The organism is Streptosporangium sp. CA-115845, from assembly GCF_050943795.1.
GTDB lineage: Bacteria > Actinomycetota > Actinomycetes > Streptosporangiales > Streptosporangiaceae > Streptosporangium.
Map to the genome: position 1 here is coordinate 9,789,593 of NZ_CP191988.1, position 17,996 is coordinate 9,807,588.

16 protein-coding genes and 1 pseudogene are annotated in these 17,996 nt (G+C 67.3%); 13 read left to right on the plus strand and 4 right to left on the minus strand.

From position 1 onward, the window contains the following. Positions 1-318: 318 nt before the first annotated feature. Positions 319-912 carry a hypothetical protein gene (locus tag ACQP0P_RS46490; RefSeq protein WP_433369260.1) on the plus strand — a complete coding sequence of 198 codons (594 nt, stop codon included), beginning with the start codon at positions 319-321 and terminating at the stop codon, positions 910-912. Positions 913-1,538: 626 nt separating this feature from the next. Here the strand turns inward: ACQP0P_RS46490 and ACQP0P_RS46495 are convergent. Further along, positions 1,539-2,162, minus strand: a complete 624-nt coding sequence (locus ACQP0P_RS46495; RefSeq protein ID WP_433369263.1) for a hypothetical protein — start codon at positions 2,160-2,162, stop codon at positions 1,539-1,541. Positions 2,163-2,782: 620 nt separating this feature from the next. On the opposite strand from ACQP0P_RS46495, the gene ACQP0P_RS46500 reads away from it, so the two are divergent. Further along, positions 2,783-3,052, plus strand: a complete 270-nt coding sequence (locus ACQP0P_RS46500; RefSeq protein ID WP_433369265.1) for a hypothetical protein — start codon at positions 2,783-2,785, stop codon at positions 3,050-3,052. Between the two features lie 25 nt (positions 3,053-3,077). On the opposite strand, the gene ACQP0P_RS46505 is transcribed toward ACQP0P_RS46500, so the two are convergent. After that, positions 3,078-3,893 carry a hypothetical protein gene (locus ACQP0P_RS46505; RefSeq protein WP_433369268.1) on the minus strand — a complete coding sequence of 272 codons (816 nt, stop codon included), beginning with the start codon at positions 3,891-3,893 and terminating at the stop codon, positions 3,078-3,080. 148 nt (positions 3,894-4,041) lie between these two features. On the opposite strand from ACQP0P_RS46505, the gene ACQP0P_RS46510 reads away from it, so the two are divergent. The 4 genes from ACQP0P_RS46510 to ACQP0P_RS46525 all read left to right on the plus strand — a co-directional run bounded on the left by ACQP0P_RS46510 (position 4,042) and on the right by ACQP0P_RS46525 (position 10,536). After that, on the plus strand, positions 4,042-4,566 hold the full coding sequence (locus tag ACQP0P_RS46510; protein ID WP_433369270.1) for a hypothetical protein: 525 nt from the start codon (positions 4,042-4,044) through the stop codon (positions 4,564-4,566). A 172-nt stretch (positions 4,567-4,738) separates the two neighbouring features. Then, on the plus strand, positions 4,739-6,241 hold the full coding sequence (locus ACQP0P_RS46515; RefSeq protein ID WP_433369273.1) for a serine/threonine protein kinase: 1,503 nt from the start codon (positions 4,739-4,741) through the stop codon (positions 6,239-6,241). Positions 6,242-6,877: 636 nt separating this feature from the next. After that, on the plus strand, positions 6,878-8,710 hold the full coding sequence (locus ACQP0P_RS46520) for an ABC transporter ATP-binding protein (protein WP_433369276.1): 1,833 nt from the start codon (positions 6,878-6,880) through the stop codon (positions 8,708-8,710). Next, the gene (locus ACQP0P_RS46525; protein WP_433369278.1) at positions 8,710-10,536 is read left to right on the plus strand and encodes an ABC transporter ATP-binding protein; all 1,827 of its coding nucleotides are present in this window, start codon (positions 8,710-8,712) and stop codon (positions 10,534-10,536) included. Before ACQP0P_RS46520 ends, ACQP0P_RS46525 begins: the two co-directional genes overlap by 1 nt. Here ACQP0P_RS46525 and ACQP0P_RS46530 read toward each other — a convergent pair. Beyond that, entirely contained in the window at positions 10,491-11,072 is a 582-nt protein-coding gene (locus ACQP0P_RS46530) for a MarR family winged helix-turn-helix transcriptional regulator (RefSeq protein WP_433369281.1), read from the minus strand. The genes ACQP0P_RS46525 and ACQP0P_RS46530 overlap by 46 nt on opposite strands. A gap of 69 nt (positions 11,073-11,141) precedes the next feature. On the opposite strand from ACQP0P_RS46530, the gene ACQP0P_RS46535 reads away from it, so the two are divergent. The 7 genes from ACQP0P_RS46535 to ACQP0P_RS46565 all read left to right on the plus strand — a co-directional run bounded on the left by ACQP0P_RS46535 (position 11,142) and on the right by ACQP0P_RS46565 (position 16,782). Continuing rightward, the gene (locus tag ACQP0P_RS46535) at positions 11,142-11,612 is read left to right on the plus strand and encodes a MarR family winged helix-turn-helix transcriptional regulator (RefSeq protein ID WP_433369284.1); all 471 of its coding nucleotides are present in this window, start codon (positions 11,142-11,144) and stop codon (positions 11,610-11,612) included. 166 nt (positions 11,613-11,778) lie between these two features. Continuing rightward, positions 11,779-12,576 carry a tetratricopeptide repeat protein gene (locus tag ACQP0P_RS46540; protein WP_433369287.1) on the plus strand — a complete coding sequence of 266 codons (798 nt, stop codon included), beginning with the start codon at positions 11,779-11,781 and terminating at the stop codon, positions 12,574-12,576. Positions 12,577-12,820: 244 nt separating this feature from the next. Then, entirely contained in the window at positions 12,821-13,585 is a 765-nt protein-coding gene (locus ACQP0P_RS46545; protein WP_433369290.1) for a GNAT family N-acetyltransferase, read from the plus strand. Positions 13,586-13,710: 125 nt separating this feature from the next. Then, a complete protein-coding gene (locus ACQP0P_RS46550) occupies positions 13,711-14,310 on the plus strand; it encodes a DUF1707 SHOCT-like domain-containing protein (protein WP_433369293.1) in 600 nt (199 codons plus the stop codon). Positions 14,311-14,407: 97 nt separating this feature from the next. Then, positions 14,408-15,385 (plus strand): adenosine deaminase, encoded by a 978-nt coding sequence (add, locus tag ACQP0P_RS46555; RefSeq protein WP_433369296.1) that lies wholly within the window; start codon positions 14,408-14,410, stop codon positions 15,383-15,385. Between the two features lie 136 nt (positions 15,386-15,521). Then, a complete protein-coding gene (locus ACQP0P_RS46560) occupies positions 15,522-16,079 on the plus strand; it encodes a dihydrofolate reductase family protein (protein ID WP_433369299.1) in 558 nt (185 codons plus the stop codon). Between the two features lie 325 nt (positions 16,080-16,404). Next, on the plus strand, positions 16,405-16,782 hold the full coding sequence (locus ACQP0P_RS46565) for an ArsR/SmtB family transcription factor (RefSeq protein ID WP_433382451.1): 378 nt from the start codon (positions 16,405-16,407) through the stop codon (positions 16,780-16,782). On the opposite strand, the pseudogene ACQP0P_RS46570 reads toward ACQP0P_RS46565, so the two are convergent. After that, a pseudogene (locus ACQP0P_RS46570) lies at positions 16,771-17,975 on the minus strand (RNA-guided endonuclease InsQ/TnpB family protein); the annotation flags it as partial. The gene ACQP0P_RS46565 and the pseudogene ACQP0P_RS46570 sit on opposite strands and share 12 nt — an antisense overlap. Between the last annotated feature and the right edge of the window lie 21 nt (positions 17,976-17,996).

The window sequence follows — 17,996 nt, forward strand, 5'->3', positions numbered from 1 at the left end:
GCTTGATTCCGGTAAGGCGCTCGATCAGGATGAGCCCTGGCCCCTGGTAGAGCTCCCACTTGTGCTCCCGCAGTCGCGATCGAGCTGCTCCATGGTCTCCACGAGTTCGTCGGGAACCTCGGACTGCGGGGAGAGAGACGGGAGACACGGGTAAAAGCCATGAGGTGTAACCTCGGCTCGCGCAACGGCCTTATACGGCACGCCCAGGGCCGACTTGTACACCACTCCTGCGGACGCGACCGAAAACAGGAGCGGTTCGAAGTCGATTAACTACCCAGGGTCAGCAAGTATGCTATAGATGCATAGTACTATTCATCTATGAGGGAAATTCCGCCGTTGCTGCTTCCCCTGTTCCGGTCCAATGCCGTCGGCGAACTGCTCGCCTGGCTGTACCTCCACCCGGAAAAGGAGTACTCGACGACCGATCTCGCCAGGCAGACAGGCGTATCCCAGCCGACCGTGAGCCGTGAGATGGACCGGTTCGCCGCCGCCGGACTGACCAAGGAGAGACGGCACGGCAACCTCCGCCTCATCCGTGCCGACACCGACACGATCGTCGCCAAGCCGCTCACCGACCTGCTGGCGGTGACCTTCGGCCCGGCAGCCATCCTGCCGCCCCTCCTCCAGCCGATCCCGGGCATCGACGAGGCGTACATCTACGGCTCCTGGGCCGCCCGGCACGCGCACCAGACCGGGCCGCCCCCGCGTGACATCGACGTCCTCGTGGTGGGCTCCCCGGACGAGGACGAACTGTACGACGCGGCACGAGCGGCGGAACGCCTCCTCGGCCGCGAGGTGAACATCAGCCGGATCTCGCCGACGTCGTGGCATGCCGACCAGGGCGACCCGTTCGTGATGTCCCTGCGGAGCAAGCCCCTCCACCCCCTGATTCAGAACCGGAGAACATCGTGAGATGGAGGCAAGGGCGCGACCGGATCGACGCGATGCTGACTGCCGGCCAGTTGGAGCGGGTGCCGCCGAGCCGAGAGCACGCCGATACCATGCTCACCCAGGCCAAGCGGCACATCGCTCTCGCCCGCAGCGGTGTTGGGACGGACCCCACAGGGGCCTACCAACTCGTCTACGACGCCTCGCGGAAAGCTCTCGCGTCGATCCTGGAAAATCAAGGCTTGCGTGCCACGAGCCGGGGCGGGCACTCCTGGCGGCGCCACCCGGGCCGAACGCCAACCGTGTCATCACAGAGCGTACGTTCCCGACCCTCTGCTGGGCCGCCCTTTGACCCTGACCGCCCAACGCGCGGCTGATGTAAGCGACGTCGAGCGCCGACTCCTGGAGGTGAACGCCTCCCCGCGCGCCTTGGTCAGCCTTGAAGCATTGGCCCGGCTTCTCCTTCGGGCCGAAGCCGTGGCGAGTTCCTTCATCGAAGGTCTGCGGATCAATGTGCGGCGTCTCGCCAAAGCCGATATGGCTTCACGTACACGCGATCACACCTCTAATGGAGGTGAATCGAGAGCGTTCTGCCTGGTCAGTCAGAAGTGCCAGGACGAGTGCCCTGCCAAGAAGCCCGGCGACCGCCACTACGGATAATCTGGATTGCGGAACCCGGCGTCTGCCCATTCGAACGTGGAGCTGTCTTCTTGCGAGGAGACCGACTGGTAGAGCGGAAGATGTTTGATGCCTACGGTACGAAACGGCCTACCGTGATTGTCGATGATTTCGGTGCCACTTTTTCCTTCACCAGTCCAGCTTATCTCGATACGCCAACTACAGTCGCACTCGCGAGTAGTGCCGAAGAAGTGTAAGACCTCCGGCTCTGACTTCGAGATCCGGAAGGGGAAGTCCACTGCGGGAACCGGCATTCCCAAATCATCTCCCGGGACGGCGGAAGCCCGAGGGTTCGGCCGGTCCAGGTCAATAGAGAAGTTCCTCGGAGTCACTCCGCCGCACCCACCGTTCGTCGAGACCGCGACCCCGTTCGGTTTTTTCCGTTCCGACACCCGGACCTGGACCTTCTGGAGGACGACGACGGCATCGGTCTTCCCCTGAAACGTTACCGCGACATCACTTTCAAAGCCGTCCAACGATGCCAAATAATCTTTATCATCGATTCCAGAGAAACCGTTCACCGGCTTTACCGGGAGTTTCGGAGCAACGAAGTAACCACTGGAACCAGTGCAGGGATCCTTGTTTATCTCGGTCACCCACGTGAAAGGTGACCCCTGCGCCACAGTTGACACCCCCTGACTGAATACCGTCGTGAGGATACCGGCGAGGGCAGCCGTCAAAGCCGCGGCGATCACTCCGAAAGCCCACTTCCGGTACCCGCGCAATCGGGTCGGCCAGCTCCGCGGAGAAGAGTCATGAACTCTGGAGGGCCGGGGGCGGCCGAACCCGGTCACTGTGATCGCACCTCCGCGGGAAAACTTTTTGAACAAGCATCGTGCGTCCGCTGCGCCCTGTCCAGTCTCTCCATCCCCTAGCCTCGGGCTTTCGTGCGCCCAGCAGAACAGGGCGGTGGAGTTGCGTGAGTAGCCGATCTTTCTGTTCGTAAACTCGTCGTCGCCTACGAGCAGGCCCACGACATCTGTCAGCTGATCGGAAACGGGCCCGGGCAGGCGGTCACGAACGTGGAATTGAAACGCACAGCGGATCAGGGGAAAGCGGGTTAACCGGCTCTTCGATGTTGAGGGGGAAGTGTCCGGGCGTGGCCTGACGGTCGAGGGCTCGGGTTTGCCACCTCTCCCCGCTGCTGCCGGCCGAGCGCCGCCGACTGGGCACCCGCTCGGGTTCTCGGGCGCCGACCTGTTTTGAGCAGGCGGTGATGGGACTGCGCCGGTTTCGCGACCGCACCGACCGGGCCTCCCTCGGCCGCGCCCACGGCGTCTCCCGCGCCACCGCCTACCGCTACCTCGACACCCGCACCCGCAACGCGCTCCTGCGCGCCCTGCACTGCCTGGGAGAACGAGGCTTCGCCCTGCTCACCCAACGCCGGCGCACCCTCCAGCGCATCACCGCCGACCCCAGCAGAATCGGCGACATCGTCAAAGCCGCACTCGTTCTCCCCCATTTCGAACGCGGCTACCTGAAATAAATCACCTCACTAATAGCCGGTCCTGTCACGTCGCGCTGGGAGTGGGGCTCGGCGTCTCCTTGGGGTGCACCACGATGGGCACGCTGGACCGGACGACACCCGGCCCTTTGATGGCCTGACCGTCGTGCACCTTCCACGTTTCGATCTGGTAGGTACCGGGCGGGACGTCGGCCCACTTGTGGTACTGCCAGGCATCGCAGGCGAACTGCACGGCCTCCTGGCTGGGCCGTACCGCCACCCAGTAAGCAGTCGTCCCCCGAGGACAACTCTTGTACGACCAGAACTCGACATCCCCCTTGCTCGTCTGTGTCCACCACCGAGAAAAGATCCGAAACGCCATCCGATCGATCCGAACCGGGAACCCGTACCCCTCGACCACCTGCGGCGCCCCGGAAACCGGCACGGCCATCAGCACGGCCGCTGGGCCACCCGTCCCGCCTCCGAACGGCGAGAACAGCGAGAAAGCGAGCAGCAGCACGACGATCATGGCGGCCGGAGCCAGGTAACGGGGCCTTCTCCACCAGGGGGCGGCCACCGCCGGCGGTGCCCCTGCGGGCTCCTCCAACTGCTCCCCGGCGGGCTGCCCGCTGAGCTCCTGCCAGCGTTCGAGCCACGGCTCCGGCTCGTGCCCGCAGGCCCGCACGTAGGAGTCCACGAACTCCCGTGGGGGCAACTCCCTCGGCATGAGCCGCCGCGAGAGCGTGCTGGGGTGGTACCGCATCCGGCGCCCCAGCTCCTCCAGAGTCAGCGTGCCGCGTAGCCGGCGCAGGTCGTCCACGAACTCCGCGACCGGGCCCTGCTCCCGGTCGATGGGGCGATCCTTGCGTCCACCTCGCGCCATGGGATCCTCCGCTTTGTTGCGGTTGTTGCTGCCTTGTTTCCGCAGCTTGCAAGGGGTATCGCGGTCGTGACGCCCAGGGCAGCATCGGTCCAGGACGATCGACATCCGTGATCGTCATCATCTCATCCGATCTCCATAGGAGACCCCCATGTCCACGATTTTCGCTCTTGCACGCCTGGCTTCGACGGCGGCTCTCGCCGCGGGGCTCGCCCTGGCCGGGTCCGTCGTCCAGGCCCCGGCCGCCCAGGCCACGTCCCAGGGCCTCCCTTGCAGCGGCGAGCGCATCGGCCGCATCCAGATCACGGCCAGGAGCGGGAGCGCCGCGATGAAGGGCGCGTTCCTGCACATCTATCGCAACGGCAGCCGAGTGTGCGCCTTCACCAACACCAGCCTCGCGGCCGAGCGGTATTCCAAGTTCATGGCGGTCTCGATCTGGGTCTGCGGGCGCACCGTCGCCGAGTGCCGTGGCTACCAGGACCACCTCGACGGCGGCGGCTACCACTACCGCGCGAACACCGAGAGCCACGTGACGCGGGGCTTCTACCGGACCAACGGCGCCACCCTCGTCGCCGGGAGCCAGTGCGTCCGGGCCTGGGGGCGCGTGGTGTTCACCGACTCACGCAACTGGCAGTTCGTCGGGGAGGAGAACAGCGCGATCCACTGCCCGCGCTGAGCCACCCGAGCAGGGCGAAGGAGCACTTCCCGCGGCGGCGAATCTGCCGCCGCACCGCTCATCTTGATCATCTTGGCGTGCTGATGTGCGGCGCTCAGCCGGCGAGGCCACGGACCCCGCCCTCCCCGTCGCCGCGCGGCTAAGGACAGGGACAGGGACAGGGGCAGTGACAGTGACAGTGATTGAGAACTACGGCGAGTACGTGGTGGCCGGCACGCTCGGCTCCGGCGGCCAGGCCACCGTCCACCTGGGCGTGGGACCGGATGGCGAGCGGGTGGCCATCAAGGTGCTGCTCGACTCGATAGCCCGCGATCCCGATGCGCTGCGGCGCTTCGAACGCGAAGCCGCCGCCGCCCGCCGGGTGGCACCGTTCTGCACCGCCAGAGTGCTGCACACCGGCGTGAACGGCGGCCGGCCCTACCTCGTCAGCGAGTACGTCCCCGGCCCCTCCTTGCACTCGCTTGTCAGGACCGACGGCCCGCGCACCGGTAGTGGCCTCGACCGCCTGGCCGTCGCCACGCTGGCGGCTCTCGTGGCCATCCACCGCGCCGGCGTCATCCATCGCGACTTCAAGCCGTCCAACATCATCATGGGTCCCGAAGGTCCCGTCGTGATCGACTTCGGGATCGCCAGAGCCGCCGACCACCTCCTCACCCACAACGCCATGGGCACCCCGGCATACATGTCCCCCGAACAGTTCGAGCAACACGAGCCGACCCCGGCCACCGACCTGTTCAGCTGGGCCCTCACTATGATCTTCGCGGCGACGGGACGGCGGGCGTTCCCCGGCGAGGCCATGCCGGCGCTCATGTACGCCATCCTGACCACCGAACCCGACCTGACGGGCGTCCCCTCCGGCCTGTTGCCGCTCCTTCGCGACTGCCTCGCCAAGGACCCTGCCGCCCGTCCCACGGCCGCTGCCCTGCTGTCCCGGTTCCTCCACGACAACCCCGGCCTGTCGACCGCCGATGTCCGTGACCGCCTCGGCCTCCGGGAATTGCTCTCGTGCGGTCCCTTTCCGGACGGCTCCGCACCGCTGCGCGAGAAGGCTGCTCCTCCCGGTCCTGCCCTCCCGGCCTCGGTCACCCACCCGTCCAACGCTGCCCGTCCGTGGTGGAAGACGCCCCTCTACGTGGTACCCGCCGCCATCGCGATCTCCGCGCTACTCCTCGTGCCCCCGTTGGTCCTCTCCTCGCGGAACGAGGGCGAAAACGTGCCTGTGGCTCTGGCGGGCGCGCCGGTGAGCACCCCCACTCCCAGTGGGACAAGACCCGCGGCCGTGCTGATGGCCGTGCCGGTTTCCGGGGCGCCGCAGGTGGTCGAGGGGTACGGGTTCCCGGTTCGGATCGATCGGATGGCGTTTCGGATCTTTTCTCGGTGGTGGACACAGACGAGCAAGGGGGATGTCGAGTTCTGGTCGTACAAGAGTTGTCCTCGGGGGACGACTGCTTACTGGGTGGCGGTACGGCCCAGCCAGGAGGCCGTGCAGTTCGCCTGCGATGCCTGGCAGTACCACAAGTGGGCCGACGTCCCGCCCGGTACCTACCAGATCGAAACGTGGAAGGTGCACGACGGTCAGGCCATCAAAGGGCCGGGTGTCGTCCGGTCCAGCGTGCCCATCGTGGTGCACCCCAAGGAGACAGAGTGGTCTTGCCCGACTGCCTCGGCCCGTTGACGATCACCACTCTGAAGGCGTCGAGGAACTCCTCGGCGTGACCGGTTACCCGACGTGAGACCAGCTCGGACACTGCGGCTCCCCTCTGCGGCGGTCGAGCCCAGAATAAGCCCAACCGACATTTGACGGTGCTTAAAACCGACAGACCGATGAGGAGTAACTGACATTTGACGGGATGAAAAACCGGCAGATCACGGACCCGCGACCGACGTCTGAGCAGACACCCCTGCCGGCCCACACCCGCCCTCTCTCCTGGACTGCTGCGGCCCGCGCGAGCAAGTGTCGCCGTACGGCCAGACCGGCAGCCCGCTCCAGATGGTCGGCACTGATCGGGTGAACCGCCACCCCGCGATCGTCGATGACGCGTACTGCCGTCGCGAACTCCTCCGCCGTCAAGCGGCCCGCCAGAAGCCCCTTCTCCGGCCAACCTCACCGTGCCCCACGACAATTCCCCTCCAAAGGTCCTCGCGCGGGGTACCCGCCGATTTCACCTGACGGCATCCCGATATTCGGGCCGGCCCGCGTGTCCGCCCCTGACGGGCAGGGCGGGGCCGAGAAAATGCGTGGGAAAGTGTCGGCGCCCGGTGATAGAAAGCAAGTTCGACTTTCACCCTCGACCTGCTTGGGAGCGAACCTGTGACCACCAGCAGTTCGGAGTTCTCCGTCTCCGGTCGCCCGCATGACAGGCGAGGTCCGGTGCGCTGGTTCTGGTCCCATGTTCGCCGCCATCCGCTCCAGCTGACCGGATTCCTCGGCGCATCGCTGATCATGGTCGTGCTCAACGCCACGGTCCCCGGGCTCACCGGCGCGGCCTTCGACACCGTGCTGGGCGAGAACGGCGGCGGGGCGCGGGAACTGGGCCTGATCTCGCTGGGGCTGCTGGCGATCGTGCTGGCCCGCGGCGCCTTCGACCTCATCGCACGCCTGGCCGGCGAGGTTCTGGCCAAGCGGCTGGAGCGGGACACCAGGGACGAGCTCTACGTCAGCCTGCTCGGCAAGAGCCAGACCTTCCACAACAGACAGCGGGTCGGCGACCTGATGGCGCGGGCGGCCAACGACATCCGGCAGCTCTCCATCATGATCTCCCCGGGCATCGACCTGATCGTCGACTCCAGCTTGACCGGCCTCGTGCCCCTGGTCTTCATCGCCGCGATCGACCCGCGGCTGCTGCTGGTGCCCGGCGTCTTCGCGATCGTCTTCGTTCTCGCACTCCGGCACTACATGGGGCAGCTCAACCCGGTGGCAACCCGCATGCGCGAGCAGTTCGGCGACCTCAACGCCGGGCTGAACGAGGCGGTCCGCGGCATCGAGGTCATCAAGGTGTCCGCGCAGGAGGACCAGGAGCGGCGACGGTTCCGGGCGCGCGCGCGACGTTATCGCGACTCCTTCGTCCACAACGGCCTGGTCCAGGCCCGTTACCTGCCGACCCTGCTCTTCGCCTTCGCGATGGCCGGGGCGCTCTGGCACGGCCTCTACCTCCAGGCCGCGGGCGCCATCACGATCGGTGAGCTGGTCGCCTTCATGAGCCTGATGAACATGATCGGCTTCCCGACCAACATGTCGATCTTCACCTTCTCACTGGTCCAACTCGGCATCGTGTCCGCCCGCCGGATCCTGAGCATCATGAACACCGAGACCGAATTCGGGCGGCGCGCCGCCGGCCACGCCGCACCGATCAGCGGGGCGATCCACTTCGAGAACGTGACGTTCGGCTACGGGGAGGACGATCCGGTGTTGCGCGGGGTGACGTTCACCGTGCAGCCGGGCGAGACCGTGGCGATCGTCGGCGAGACCGGCTCGGGCAAGAGCACCCTGACGAAGCTGGTCCCCCGGATCTACGACGTCACCGCCGGCCGGATCCTGGTGGACGGCGTGGACGTGCGCGAGTGGGACCTCGACTCGCTGCGCTCCCAGATCTCCACCATCGAGCAGGACATCGTGCTGTTCTCCAGGTCGGTGGCCGAGAACATCGCCTTCGGGCTGGGCCAGCAGGTGGAGCGGAGCGCCGTCGTGAAGGCGGCGGAGGAGGCCCAGGCCGCCGAGTTCATCGGCGAACTCGACGACGGCTACGACACGGTCATCGGTGAGCGCGGCATCACCCTCTCCGGCGGCCAGCGCCAACGCCTGGCCATCGCACGGGCGCTGCTGACGGATCCGGCGATCCTCGTGCTCGACGACTCGACGAGTGCGATCGACTCCGCCACCGAGGACAGGATCCAGCAGGCCGTCGACCGCGTTCTCAACGGGCGCACCACGCTCCTGATCACCCACCGGCTATCCCAGATCCGCTGGGCCGACAAGGTTCTGCTGCTCCGCCGAGGCGAGCTGGTCGACTACGGCACACACGACGAACTGCTCGCCCGCAGTCGCCTCTACCGGCGGATCTTCGCCCACTACGACGAGATCGACCTGACAGGCACCACCGACCCGGGCGTGGTCCTCGCGGGCGAGCAGGGAGGGCAGGGCTGATGGGCTTCATCATGGACGGCCTCGACGCCGAGGACTACGACCGCACCTACAACGATCGTGATCTACTCCGCCGGATCCTGTCCTACTTCCGGCCGAAGCTGGGCGCGATGGTCCTGGTCGCAATCATGATCGTGCTTTTCTCACTGACCCAGGCGGCCATGCCGTTGCTGGTCAGCTGGGGCGTGGACGGGATCGAGAACGACACGATCGCCGATGTGGGCCGGCAGCTCATCGTCGGCCTGCTGCTCGCCGGGGTGCTCGGCTGGCTGTTCAACTTCGTCCGCCAGTGGTACAGCGCGAAGGTCACCGGAGACGTCGTCCTGCGTCTCCGCGAGGACGCGTTCGACGCCGTGCTCAAGCGTGACCTGTCGTTCTACGACGAGAACCCGTCGGGCAAGATCGTCAGCCGGGTCACCTCCGACACCGATGACTTCGCGACCGTCTCCACCCTGACGATGGACCTGATCAGCCAGGTGTTGATGGTGGGCTTCGTCACGATCCTGCTCTTCCTGCGCAGCGTCGAGCTCGCCCTGCTGACCCTTCTCGTGGCGCCGGTCGTGGTGGGCATCGCGCTGCTGTTCCGGCGGGTCGCCCGCAGCAGCACCCGCAGGGCGCAACGCTCGCTGAGCCGGGTGAACGCCACCCTGCAGGAGACCATGGGCGGAATCACCGTCGCCAAGAACTTCCGCCAGGAGCAGCGAGTCTACGACGAGTTCCGGCCCATCAACGAGCAGAGCTACCAGGTGACGCTCAAGCAGGGTTTCGTCTTCTCCGGCATCTTCCCGGTGCTCTTTCTCGTCGCCGGGCTGGCCACGGTCGCGCTCGTCCAACTGGGCGGTACCACGGTGCTCGGCGGCGGTCTGACCGCCGGCGACTGGTACCTCTTCCTCCAGGGGGTCGCGCTCTTCTGGTTCCCGCTGACCTCCATCGCCGCGTTCTGGTCCCAGTTCCAGCAGGGCCTGTCCGCGTCAGAGCGGGTCTTCGCCCTGATCGACGCGCCACCCCGGGTCGTGCAGACCGACCCTCAGCCGGTCGGCAGGCTGGCGGGCCGCATCGAGTTCCGCGACGTCCGGTTCGGTTACGAAGCCGACAGCACCGTCCTGCGGGATTTCAACCTCACCATCGAGGCGGGCGAGAGCGTCGCGCTGGTCGGTCACACCGGTGCGGGCAAGTCGACGCTCAGCAAGCTGATCACCCGGTTCTACGAGTTCCAGGACGGCCGGTTGAGCATCGACGATCGTGACATCCGCACGCTGGATCTGGCCGGGTACCGGCGGCAGATCGGCGCGGTTCCACAGGTTCCGTTCCTGTTCAGCGGCACTGTCGCCGACAACATCAGATACCCGAGGCCGGAGGCGAGCGACGAGGAGGTGCTCGCCTCCGCCGCGGCTGTCGGCGGCGGCGACTGGATCGACGCCCTGCCCGACGGCCTGCGGACCGACGTCGGCGAACACGGCCGCGCCCTGTCCATGGGCCAGCGCCAGCTCGTCGCGCTGGCCCGCCTGCTCATCCAGGATCCGGCGATCGTGGTCCTGGACGAGGCCACCGCCAGTGTCGATCCGCTGACCGAGGCCCAGATCCAGGAGGGCCTGGACCGGGTGCTGGCCGACCGCACTTCCATCGTCATCGCACACCGGTTGTCCACGATCGAGCACGTCGATCGCATCATCGTGCTGGATCACGGCCGGATCGTCGAGGAGGGCGACCACAGCACGCTGCTGGCTCGCGGTGGTCACTACTGCCAGGTCTACAACACCTATTTCAGGCACCAGTCCCCCGACTACCGTCCCGGTTCCGGGTTCGTCTCCGTCACCGGCTCCACGTGATCGAGGCTGCTTGAATCGGGCCCCGATTTGAGCAGCTCGCCGGGGCATCCCGGCGGAACGGGATGTTCAACCGGGACGCGGGACCGTTGGCCTTCCTGGTGGCGTCGGCCCAGTTCCGCGACGAAGGCCGTGAGCAGGCGGGCGAACTCCCGCCTTTCGTGCTCGGACCAGCCGCGCATCGCCGCGTCGAAGACCTCACGGCGGAAGCGGTGGACCCGCTCGGCGTGCCCGGCGCCCAGTTCGGTGAGCTCCAGCGTGCTACGGCGGCCGTCAGCCTGGTCGGCCACCCTGCGAAGCAGCCCCGCCTCGACGGCCCTGGCCACCAGGCGGCTGGCGCGGGGCTGGTCGACGCCCATCCGGTCGGCGACGGAGGTCACCGTCGCGGCCTCCGGCCCTTCCTCCACAGCGTCGATCACCCCGAAGAGCGCGGGGTCGAACTCGACGTCACCCGTGAGGCGCTGGAGGGCGCGGCGGCTCTGGCTGCGCCGGATCGCCACCATCGCCCGCTCGACGGCGGCCACCTGAGGATCTTCCATGCCTCGATGATACATGTACTAATACATGTTATTGTCAAAGTATATGTATCGATCAAGGAAGGCGGCACCGTGAACATCTCCGAGATCACCGGCCAGAGACGTCCCATCGGCTACTGGATCAAGCACCTGCACGGCCTCGTCGAGAGCTCCCTCGACGGCCTCCTCGCCGGCCAGGGCCTGACCCGCCGCCACTGGCAGGTGCTGAACGTCATCGCCACCGACTCCCCCACCCTCGCCGACCTCGACATCGCCCTCGCCCCCTTCCTTGACGACCGGCGGCCCTCCCTGCGCCCGGTGGCGGACGACCTGCGCGAGCGGGGCTGGCTGGAGGGGGCGGAGCGGCCGACCCTCACCGCCGCCGGGATCCGGGCGCACGAGGAGTTACGACGGCAGGTGAACGCCGACCGCGCCCGCCTCACCGAGGGGATCAGCGCCGAGGAGTACCTGGCCACGATCGACGTCCTGACCCGGATGTCGGCCAACCTGACGTGCCCGACGGAACCCGCAAAATCGCCCACCAATCCTGGAAATATCACCTAAAATATATTAGATAACACTCTAATATCTATTATTGCCCCGCCGAAGGGGGGCAGAAAACCGATCTTCGCGAGATGACAGAATTACTTATGTCACCTTAATATCGTCTATTTTCGCCGTCCGCAGGCTCCATACGGAGTGATGATGTTGCGACGAGTGGCAATGAGTGATGAGCCGCGATGAGAGCGGCGGTCAGCTCCGGCGGCCGCCCGACATCTCCAACCGGACCGCTGCTCTCCCCGATGGGGCGGGACGGCCCGGAGACCACAACCGCGCCGCCGGCGCCGGACGCGTCCGCGACGGCCGACGGCCGGTCAGGCCGCAGGAGACGGGCAGGACCGAAGCGGCAATCGCCGCCTACCGGCACGCCGCGGAAGCCGGGAACACCGACGCCTGCTGGCGGCTGGTCGAGTTGTTCCAGCGGGTGGGCCGGACCGAGGAGGCGATCACCTGGCTGCGGACCCGGGCGGAGACCGGCGACATCGACGCGCTGTGGAAGGCGGTCGAGTTGCTCCAGGAGTCCGAGCGGGCCGAGGAGGCGATCACCTGGCTGCGGACCCGCGCCGAGACCGGCGACACCCACGCCCTCAGGCGGCTCACCGTCCTGCTGTACCAGCTGGATCGGGCCGAGGAGGCGATCACCTGGCTGCGGACCCGCGCCGAGACCGGCGACACCCACGCCCTGGCGCACGCGGTCGACCTGATGTACGAGACAGGCCGTGCCCAGGAGGCGATCACCTGGCTGCGGGCCCGTACCGAGGCCGGTGATGTGCACGCCCTGATATGGGCGGCCCTCCTGCTGTGCGAGACCGGTCATGCGGATAGGGCGATCCTCGCCTACCTGCGCGCCATCGAGTCGGGCCTCCCCAACGCCCTGGCCCAGGCGATCGGCCTGCTGAGACGACTCGGCCACACCGACGAGGCCGAACGACCCCGACGGTGCGGGATCACCCCCGGCAGGACATGACCTCCGCACCGGACCGGGCCACCGCGCTCCGCCGATCGGCTCAGTGCTCGATTCCCTGATGAAAGCTGCCTCTGTCTAGTTTGACAGGGAGGGGGTGGCCGAGGAGTCCAGGAAGGCCGTGGGAGACACCTGACCTTGGGACCGCGCGCGGAGTATCTGGAAAACCTGGGTTCTGGTGAGGCGATGAGAGCGCAGGTACGGTTTGACCATGACTGTGCGGTCGTTGGGATACCAAAGTGATCTGATGTTGCTCGGGCTGCGAGGCAGCCTCGTCGACCGGCGCGACGGTTACCTGGTTGTCCGGACACCCGCCAATCCGACCTATCACTGGGGCAACTTCATCCTGCTGGACACCCCGCCGGCCCCCGGAACGGTGGCCTCATGGGTGAGCACCTTCCACCGCGAGTTCCCGGACGCCGGCCACGTCGCCCTCGGTGTCGACGGTGTCACCGGCGACGCCGGCGAGCCGGAGGAGCTGGCGGCGGCGAGCCTCGATGTCGAGCGGAGCACCGTGATGACGGCCGGTGCGGTGCATCCGCCGCCGCGCCCCAACCGTGACGCCCACTTCCGCGTCCTGAACGGCGACGAGGACTGGTCCGCCGCGCTGGCACTGCAGGAGGCCACCAACCCCGGCCCGGACATCGAGGGATACCGGGTGTTCGCCCAGCGCAATCTGGCGGCGATGCGCCGGCTGCAGGAACGCGGGTGCGGCGCGTGGTTCGGGGCCTTCGTGAACGACCGCATGGTCTCCGGGCTCGGCCTGTTCACCGATGGTTCGGGGCTCGCGCGCTACCAGGCCGTCGACACCCACCCGGCACATCGGAACCAGGGCCTTTCCGGAACCCTCGTGTACACGGCCGGCCGGCACGCCCTGGAACATCTGAACGCGCACACGCTCGTCATGGTGGCCGATCCGAGCTACGTCGCGATCCGCGTGTACCGCTCGGTCGGATTCACCGACGCCGAGACACAGGTCCAACTGGAGCCGTCAACGACTGCTCCGGCCTGAGGATCGCCGATTCCAGCCATGACTGGATCATTCTCCCGTGGGGGTTCATCCCGCGTCCCGGCCGCCCACTGACCAGTGATCGGCAGTAGCCGCGTTTGTACCCGCATTTCCGTATCATCGACTACATGACCGCTGAGTACCCGGAATCCCTCCGTCGTGGTGAACTGCGCGTCTCCCATGCCGAGCGCGAAGCGGTGGTGGCACGGCTGAACGAGGCGGCGACCGAGGGCCGTATCGACCTGGCCGAGCTCGACGAGAGGCTGGAACAGGCGCTGACCGCCAGAACCTACGCCGATCTGACGCCCCTCACCGCCGACCTGCCGCCCGTGGTTTCGCCGGACTCGGGACAGCCGCTGGTCCTCAAGGGAGGCCTGCACGGCGCGGCGCGCGTCGGGCGCTGGCAGGTACCCGCGAAAGTAATCGCGTACGGCGGCATGGGCGGCGCCAAGATCGATTTCACCCAGACCGACTGCCGGCTGCCCGAGGTCGAGGTGGAGGCACACGGCCAGATGGCCGGGGTCACGATCATCCTCCCTGACGGCTGGGCCGTGGAGACCGGCGGGATGGATCCCGGCCTCGGCGGTCTGAGGGACAAGGCCACTCCCGACCGACTGCCGGGCACACCACTGATCCGCCTCACCGGCACCGGCGGCCCGGCAGGCGTGGTCGTCCGCCATCCCAACGCCCTCGAACGCCGCAAGCTGAAACGCGCTCAGCTGCGGTGAGCGACAAACGGCTGGAGTGGCCCGCACGGAGTTCGAATCTTCAGCCGGGTTGCCGTGGATGCCCGAAGATCATCAAGAGTCGTTAGCATGATCTGCCGTGAGAGATCTCCGACTGCTGCCCAAGGCCCACCTGCACGTGCACCTGGAGAGCACCGTACGTCCCGGGACCGTGCGGGAGCTGGGCGGCCCGCCGGAGCCCGAGGGCCCGTTCGCGAGCTTCCGCGCGTTCGCCGACCAGCGGGCCAAAGTTCGCGAGTCGCTGCGCACGCCCGAGCACTTCCGCCGGATCGCGGTGGAGTTCTGCGAGGACGAGGCCGCTCAGGGCACTCGTTACGCCGAGGTGACCTTCACCGCCGCCTCACACGGAGAGCGGGTCGGAGCGCCCGAGATGCCGCTGGAGGCGGTGCTCGACGGGCTGGCCGAAGGCTGCGCCAGGTTCGGGATCCGGAGCCGGGTACTGCTCGACCACTCCAGGCGGCGTCCGGTGGAGCGGTTGTGGCGGACGTACGAGCTGGCCGTCCGCTACGACGAGGTTATCGGCATAGGGCTGGCGGGCGACGAGAGCCATCCGCTGACGCCTTTCGCCGAGGTGCTCGACGCGGCCAGGGAGGCCGGGCTGCACCTGGTGCACCACGCGGGGGAGACGGCCGGCCCGGCCAGCATCCGCGAGGCGCTGGACGTCGGGCACGCCGAGCGGCTCGGGCACGGCATCCGGGTGCTCGACGACGACGCGCTGGTGGCACGGGTACGCGAGAGCGGAATCCCGCTGGAGGTCTGCCCCACCTCCAACGTCCTGCTCGGGCTCGTTGCCTCGCTGGCCGAACACCCGCTGCCTCGGCTACGCGCGGCCGGGCTGGCGGTCACGGTCAACACCGATGGCGAGACGACGCTGGCCGACGAGTACGCGCGGTTGCGTGAGGTCCACGGATACGGTGACGACGTCATGGCCGAGTTGGCTCGTGCTTCGATCGAGGCCTCGTTCGCCCCTCGGGAGCTCAAGGCGGCGCTTCTGCCCGAAGTCGACGCCTGGCTGACCACGGCATCGCCCCTGGGGGGCGAAACCCGGCCGGTCTGACGGTGGCGGAGCGCCGCCCGCACGCCCGGCCCCGGCGACCTTCCGAACGAACGAGCGTCCGGCCGATGAGTCTCACGTGTCGTTTGAGTCTCACGATTGTGGTCTCATTTACGAACCCGGCAGGAAGGGCGAGTTCGTGCATCGCATCATCTACTCGGTCGCATCGTCTCTCGATGGCTACCACACTGACGCCCAGGGCGACTACTCCTGGGCGGTCCCTGACGAAGAGGTCATCTCGGCGCTCAACGCTGACGCCGGCGAGGTGAGCACCTACCTTTACGGGCGACGGATGTATGAGGCGATGGCAGGGTGGGAGACCGATCCGGCGGTTGCCGCCCAGTCGCCTGAGTCCTCAGCGTTCGCGACCACGTGGCAGGCCGCACAGAAGGTCGTCTTCTCGGCCGGCCTGCCCGAGGTCTGGACCAAGCGCACTCGGCTGGAGCGAAAACTGACGGCCGAGGCGATCGAGAGGGCCCGGGCCGAGGCACCCGGGGACTTGACAGTAGAGGGTCCGACCTTGGCCCACAGCGCGCTTCGGCTTGGGCTCGTCGACGTGATCGAGCTGTTGCTCTGTCCCATCATCGTCGGCGCGGGGACACCGGTCCTGCCAGACGGGCTTCGAACCGCTCTCTCCCTGAAGCGAGAACGCCGATTCGGCAACGGCATGGTGCAGATCACCTACGACGTCCGATAGCCGAATTCCTCAACGAGACACCGAGATCATCCGTCGCCTGGCATGGCGACCTGCGGAAACTTTGTCTCGTTAGACCAGTCCGCGAAATTGTCCGGTGAGGGGGGTAAACGGCACGCTTCCCAGGTGGGAGAACTGATCGGCGACGCTACGCACCGCGCCCGCCCGAAACCTCGGATCAAAGCACCGCCGCGTGACTACTGCCACGCCCAAACCTCTCCCGGTTCGGTCTCCACGCTACGAGGGACGCGCACTTTCAACCACCGGGTTGACCGATGGGTGATCTACGGCCTACCGTCCTTTCAACCATTGAGTTGAAACTAGGGGGATGACCACGGACACGCTGCCCCGAGTCTTCGCTGCCCTCGCGGACCCGACCCGGTGCGACATGGTGGCCCGGCTCGCCGAGGGCGACGCGACCGTGAGCCAGTTGGCCGAGCCGTACCGAATGACGCTGCAGGCCGTCTACAAGCACTTGCGGGTGCTTGAGGACGCCGGGCTCGTCAGCCGACCGCGAGGGCCGCAGCCCCGGCCGGTGCGCCTGGAGATCCAGGCCCTCGACCTGATGGACACCTGGATCGAGCGCCACCGGGACCGCGTCGAGCAGCGCAACCGCCGCCTTGACGCCGTCCTGGCGGAGATGAACGGAGACGAACTTGACATCCTCCCCCTCGTAAACGATGGGGATTCCCACGGTCGCCCGTGAGGGTTCCTGCTTCACCGCCGGTTGCCCGCCCGAGAGGACTCTCGTTGAGGTCTTACACCAGCTCCACAGGCGTTTTACCTCTCCGCCAGCCCGGCGGCGAGGATGTTCTTCGCGGCGTTGACATCCCGGTCATGGGCGGCACCGCAGGCACACACCCACTCGCGAACCCCCAACGGCATGGACCGCTGGATCGCGCCGCACGCCGAGCACAGCTTCGAACTGGGAAACCAGCGGTCCACCGCCACAACGGTCCGCCCGTACCACCGGGCCTTGTACTCCAGCATGGAGCGCAACTCCCGCCAGAACGCATCCGAGACGGCGCGGGCCAGCGAGCGGTTCTTGACCAGGTTGCGGACGGTCAGGTCTTCCACGGCGATCACTTGGTTCTCGCGAACAAGCCGTGTCGTGACCTGGTGCAGGTGATCCCTTCTGCGGTCGGTGATCCGGGCGTACACCCCGGCGGCCTTCAGCCTCGCCTTGGCCCGGTTGTTCGACCCCTTCTCCTTGCGGGCCAGCGCCCGCTGGGCCTTGGCCAGCTTGCGCCGGTCGGCTCGTTCGTGACGCGGGTTGACGATCTTCTCCCCGGTCGACAGCGTCGCCAGTGCGGTGATGCCCGCGTCCACCCCCACGCTCTGCTCGACCGGCGGCAGAGGGCTGATCTTCTCCTCGACCAGCAGGGACACGAACCAGCGGCCCGCCGCGTCCCTGCTCACGGTGACCGTGGACGGCTGTGCGCCCTCGGGAAGGGGACGCGACCACACGATGGCCAGCGGCGCGTCCATCTTCGCCAGCGTCAGTGCGCCCTCACGCCGGCGAAACGCCGAGCGGGTGTACTCGGCCGACGCCCGCGACTTCTTCCTGCTCTTGAACGTGGGGTACTTAGCGCGTTTGGCGAAGAAGTTGGAGAACGCCGCCTGCAGGTGGCGCAGCGCCTGCTGGAGCGGGACCGACGACACCTCGGACAGGAAGTCGTAGGCACCGCTGCGTTTCCACTCGGTCAGCGTGGCCGAGGACTCCACGTAGGAGACGCGACGCCCTTGGAGGGTGTAGGCGCGGGTGCGTTCTTCCAGGGCCTTGTTGTAGACCAGGCGCACACAGCCGAACGTCCGGGCCAGCTCGCCGGCCTGCTCGGGGGTCGGGTGGAAGCGGTACTTGTAGGCCCGCTTCACGATCTGCGCCACGCCTCGCACCATACCGTGCGATCAGCTGAGGAT

Bases quoted from the DNA above. Each gene is read 5' to 3' on its own strand.
- ACQP0P_RS46490 (WP_433369260.1), top strand. From the start codon at position 319: ATGAGGGAAATTCCGCCGTTGCTGCTTCCCCTGTTCCGGTCCAATGCC.
- ACQP0P_RS46500 (WP_433369265.1), top strand. From the start codon at position 2,783: ATGGGACTGCGCCGGTTTCGCGACCGCACCGACCGGGCCTCCCTCGGC.
- ACQP0P_RS46505 (WP_433369268.1), bottom strand. From the start codon at position 3,893: ATGGCGCGAGGTGGACGCAAGGATCGCCCCATCGACCGGGAGCAGGGC.
- ACQP0P_RS46510 (WP_433369270.1), top strand. From the start codon at position 4,042: ATGTCCACGATTTTCGCTCTTGCACGCCTGGCTTCGACGGCGGCTCTC.
- ACQP0P_RS46525 (WP_433369278.1), top strand. From the start codon at position 8,710: ATGGGCTTCATCATGGACGGCCTCGACGCCGAGGACTACGACCGCACC.
- ACQP0P_RS46530 (WP_433369281.1), bottom strand. From the start codon at position 11,072: ATGGAAGATCCTCAGGTGGCCGCCGTCGAGCGGGCGATGGTGGCGATC.
- ACQP0P_RS46540 (WP_433369287.1), top strand. From the start codon at position 11,779: ATGAGCCGCGATGAGAGCGGCGGTCAGCTCCGGCGGCCGCCCGACATC.
- ACQP0P_RS46545 (WP_433369290.1), top strand. From the start codon at position 12,821: ATGTTGCTCGGGCTGCGAGGCAGCCTCGTCGACCGGCGCGACGGTTAC.
- ACQP0P_RS46550 (WP_433369293.1), top strand. From the start codon at position 13,711: ATGACCGCTGAGTACCCGGAATCCCTCCGTCGTGGTGAACTGCGCGTC.
- ACQP0P_RS46565 (WP_433382451.1), top strand. From the start codon at position 16,405: ATGACCACGGACACGCTGCCCCGAGTCTTCGCTGCCCTCGCGGACCCG.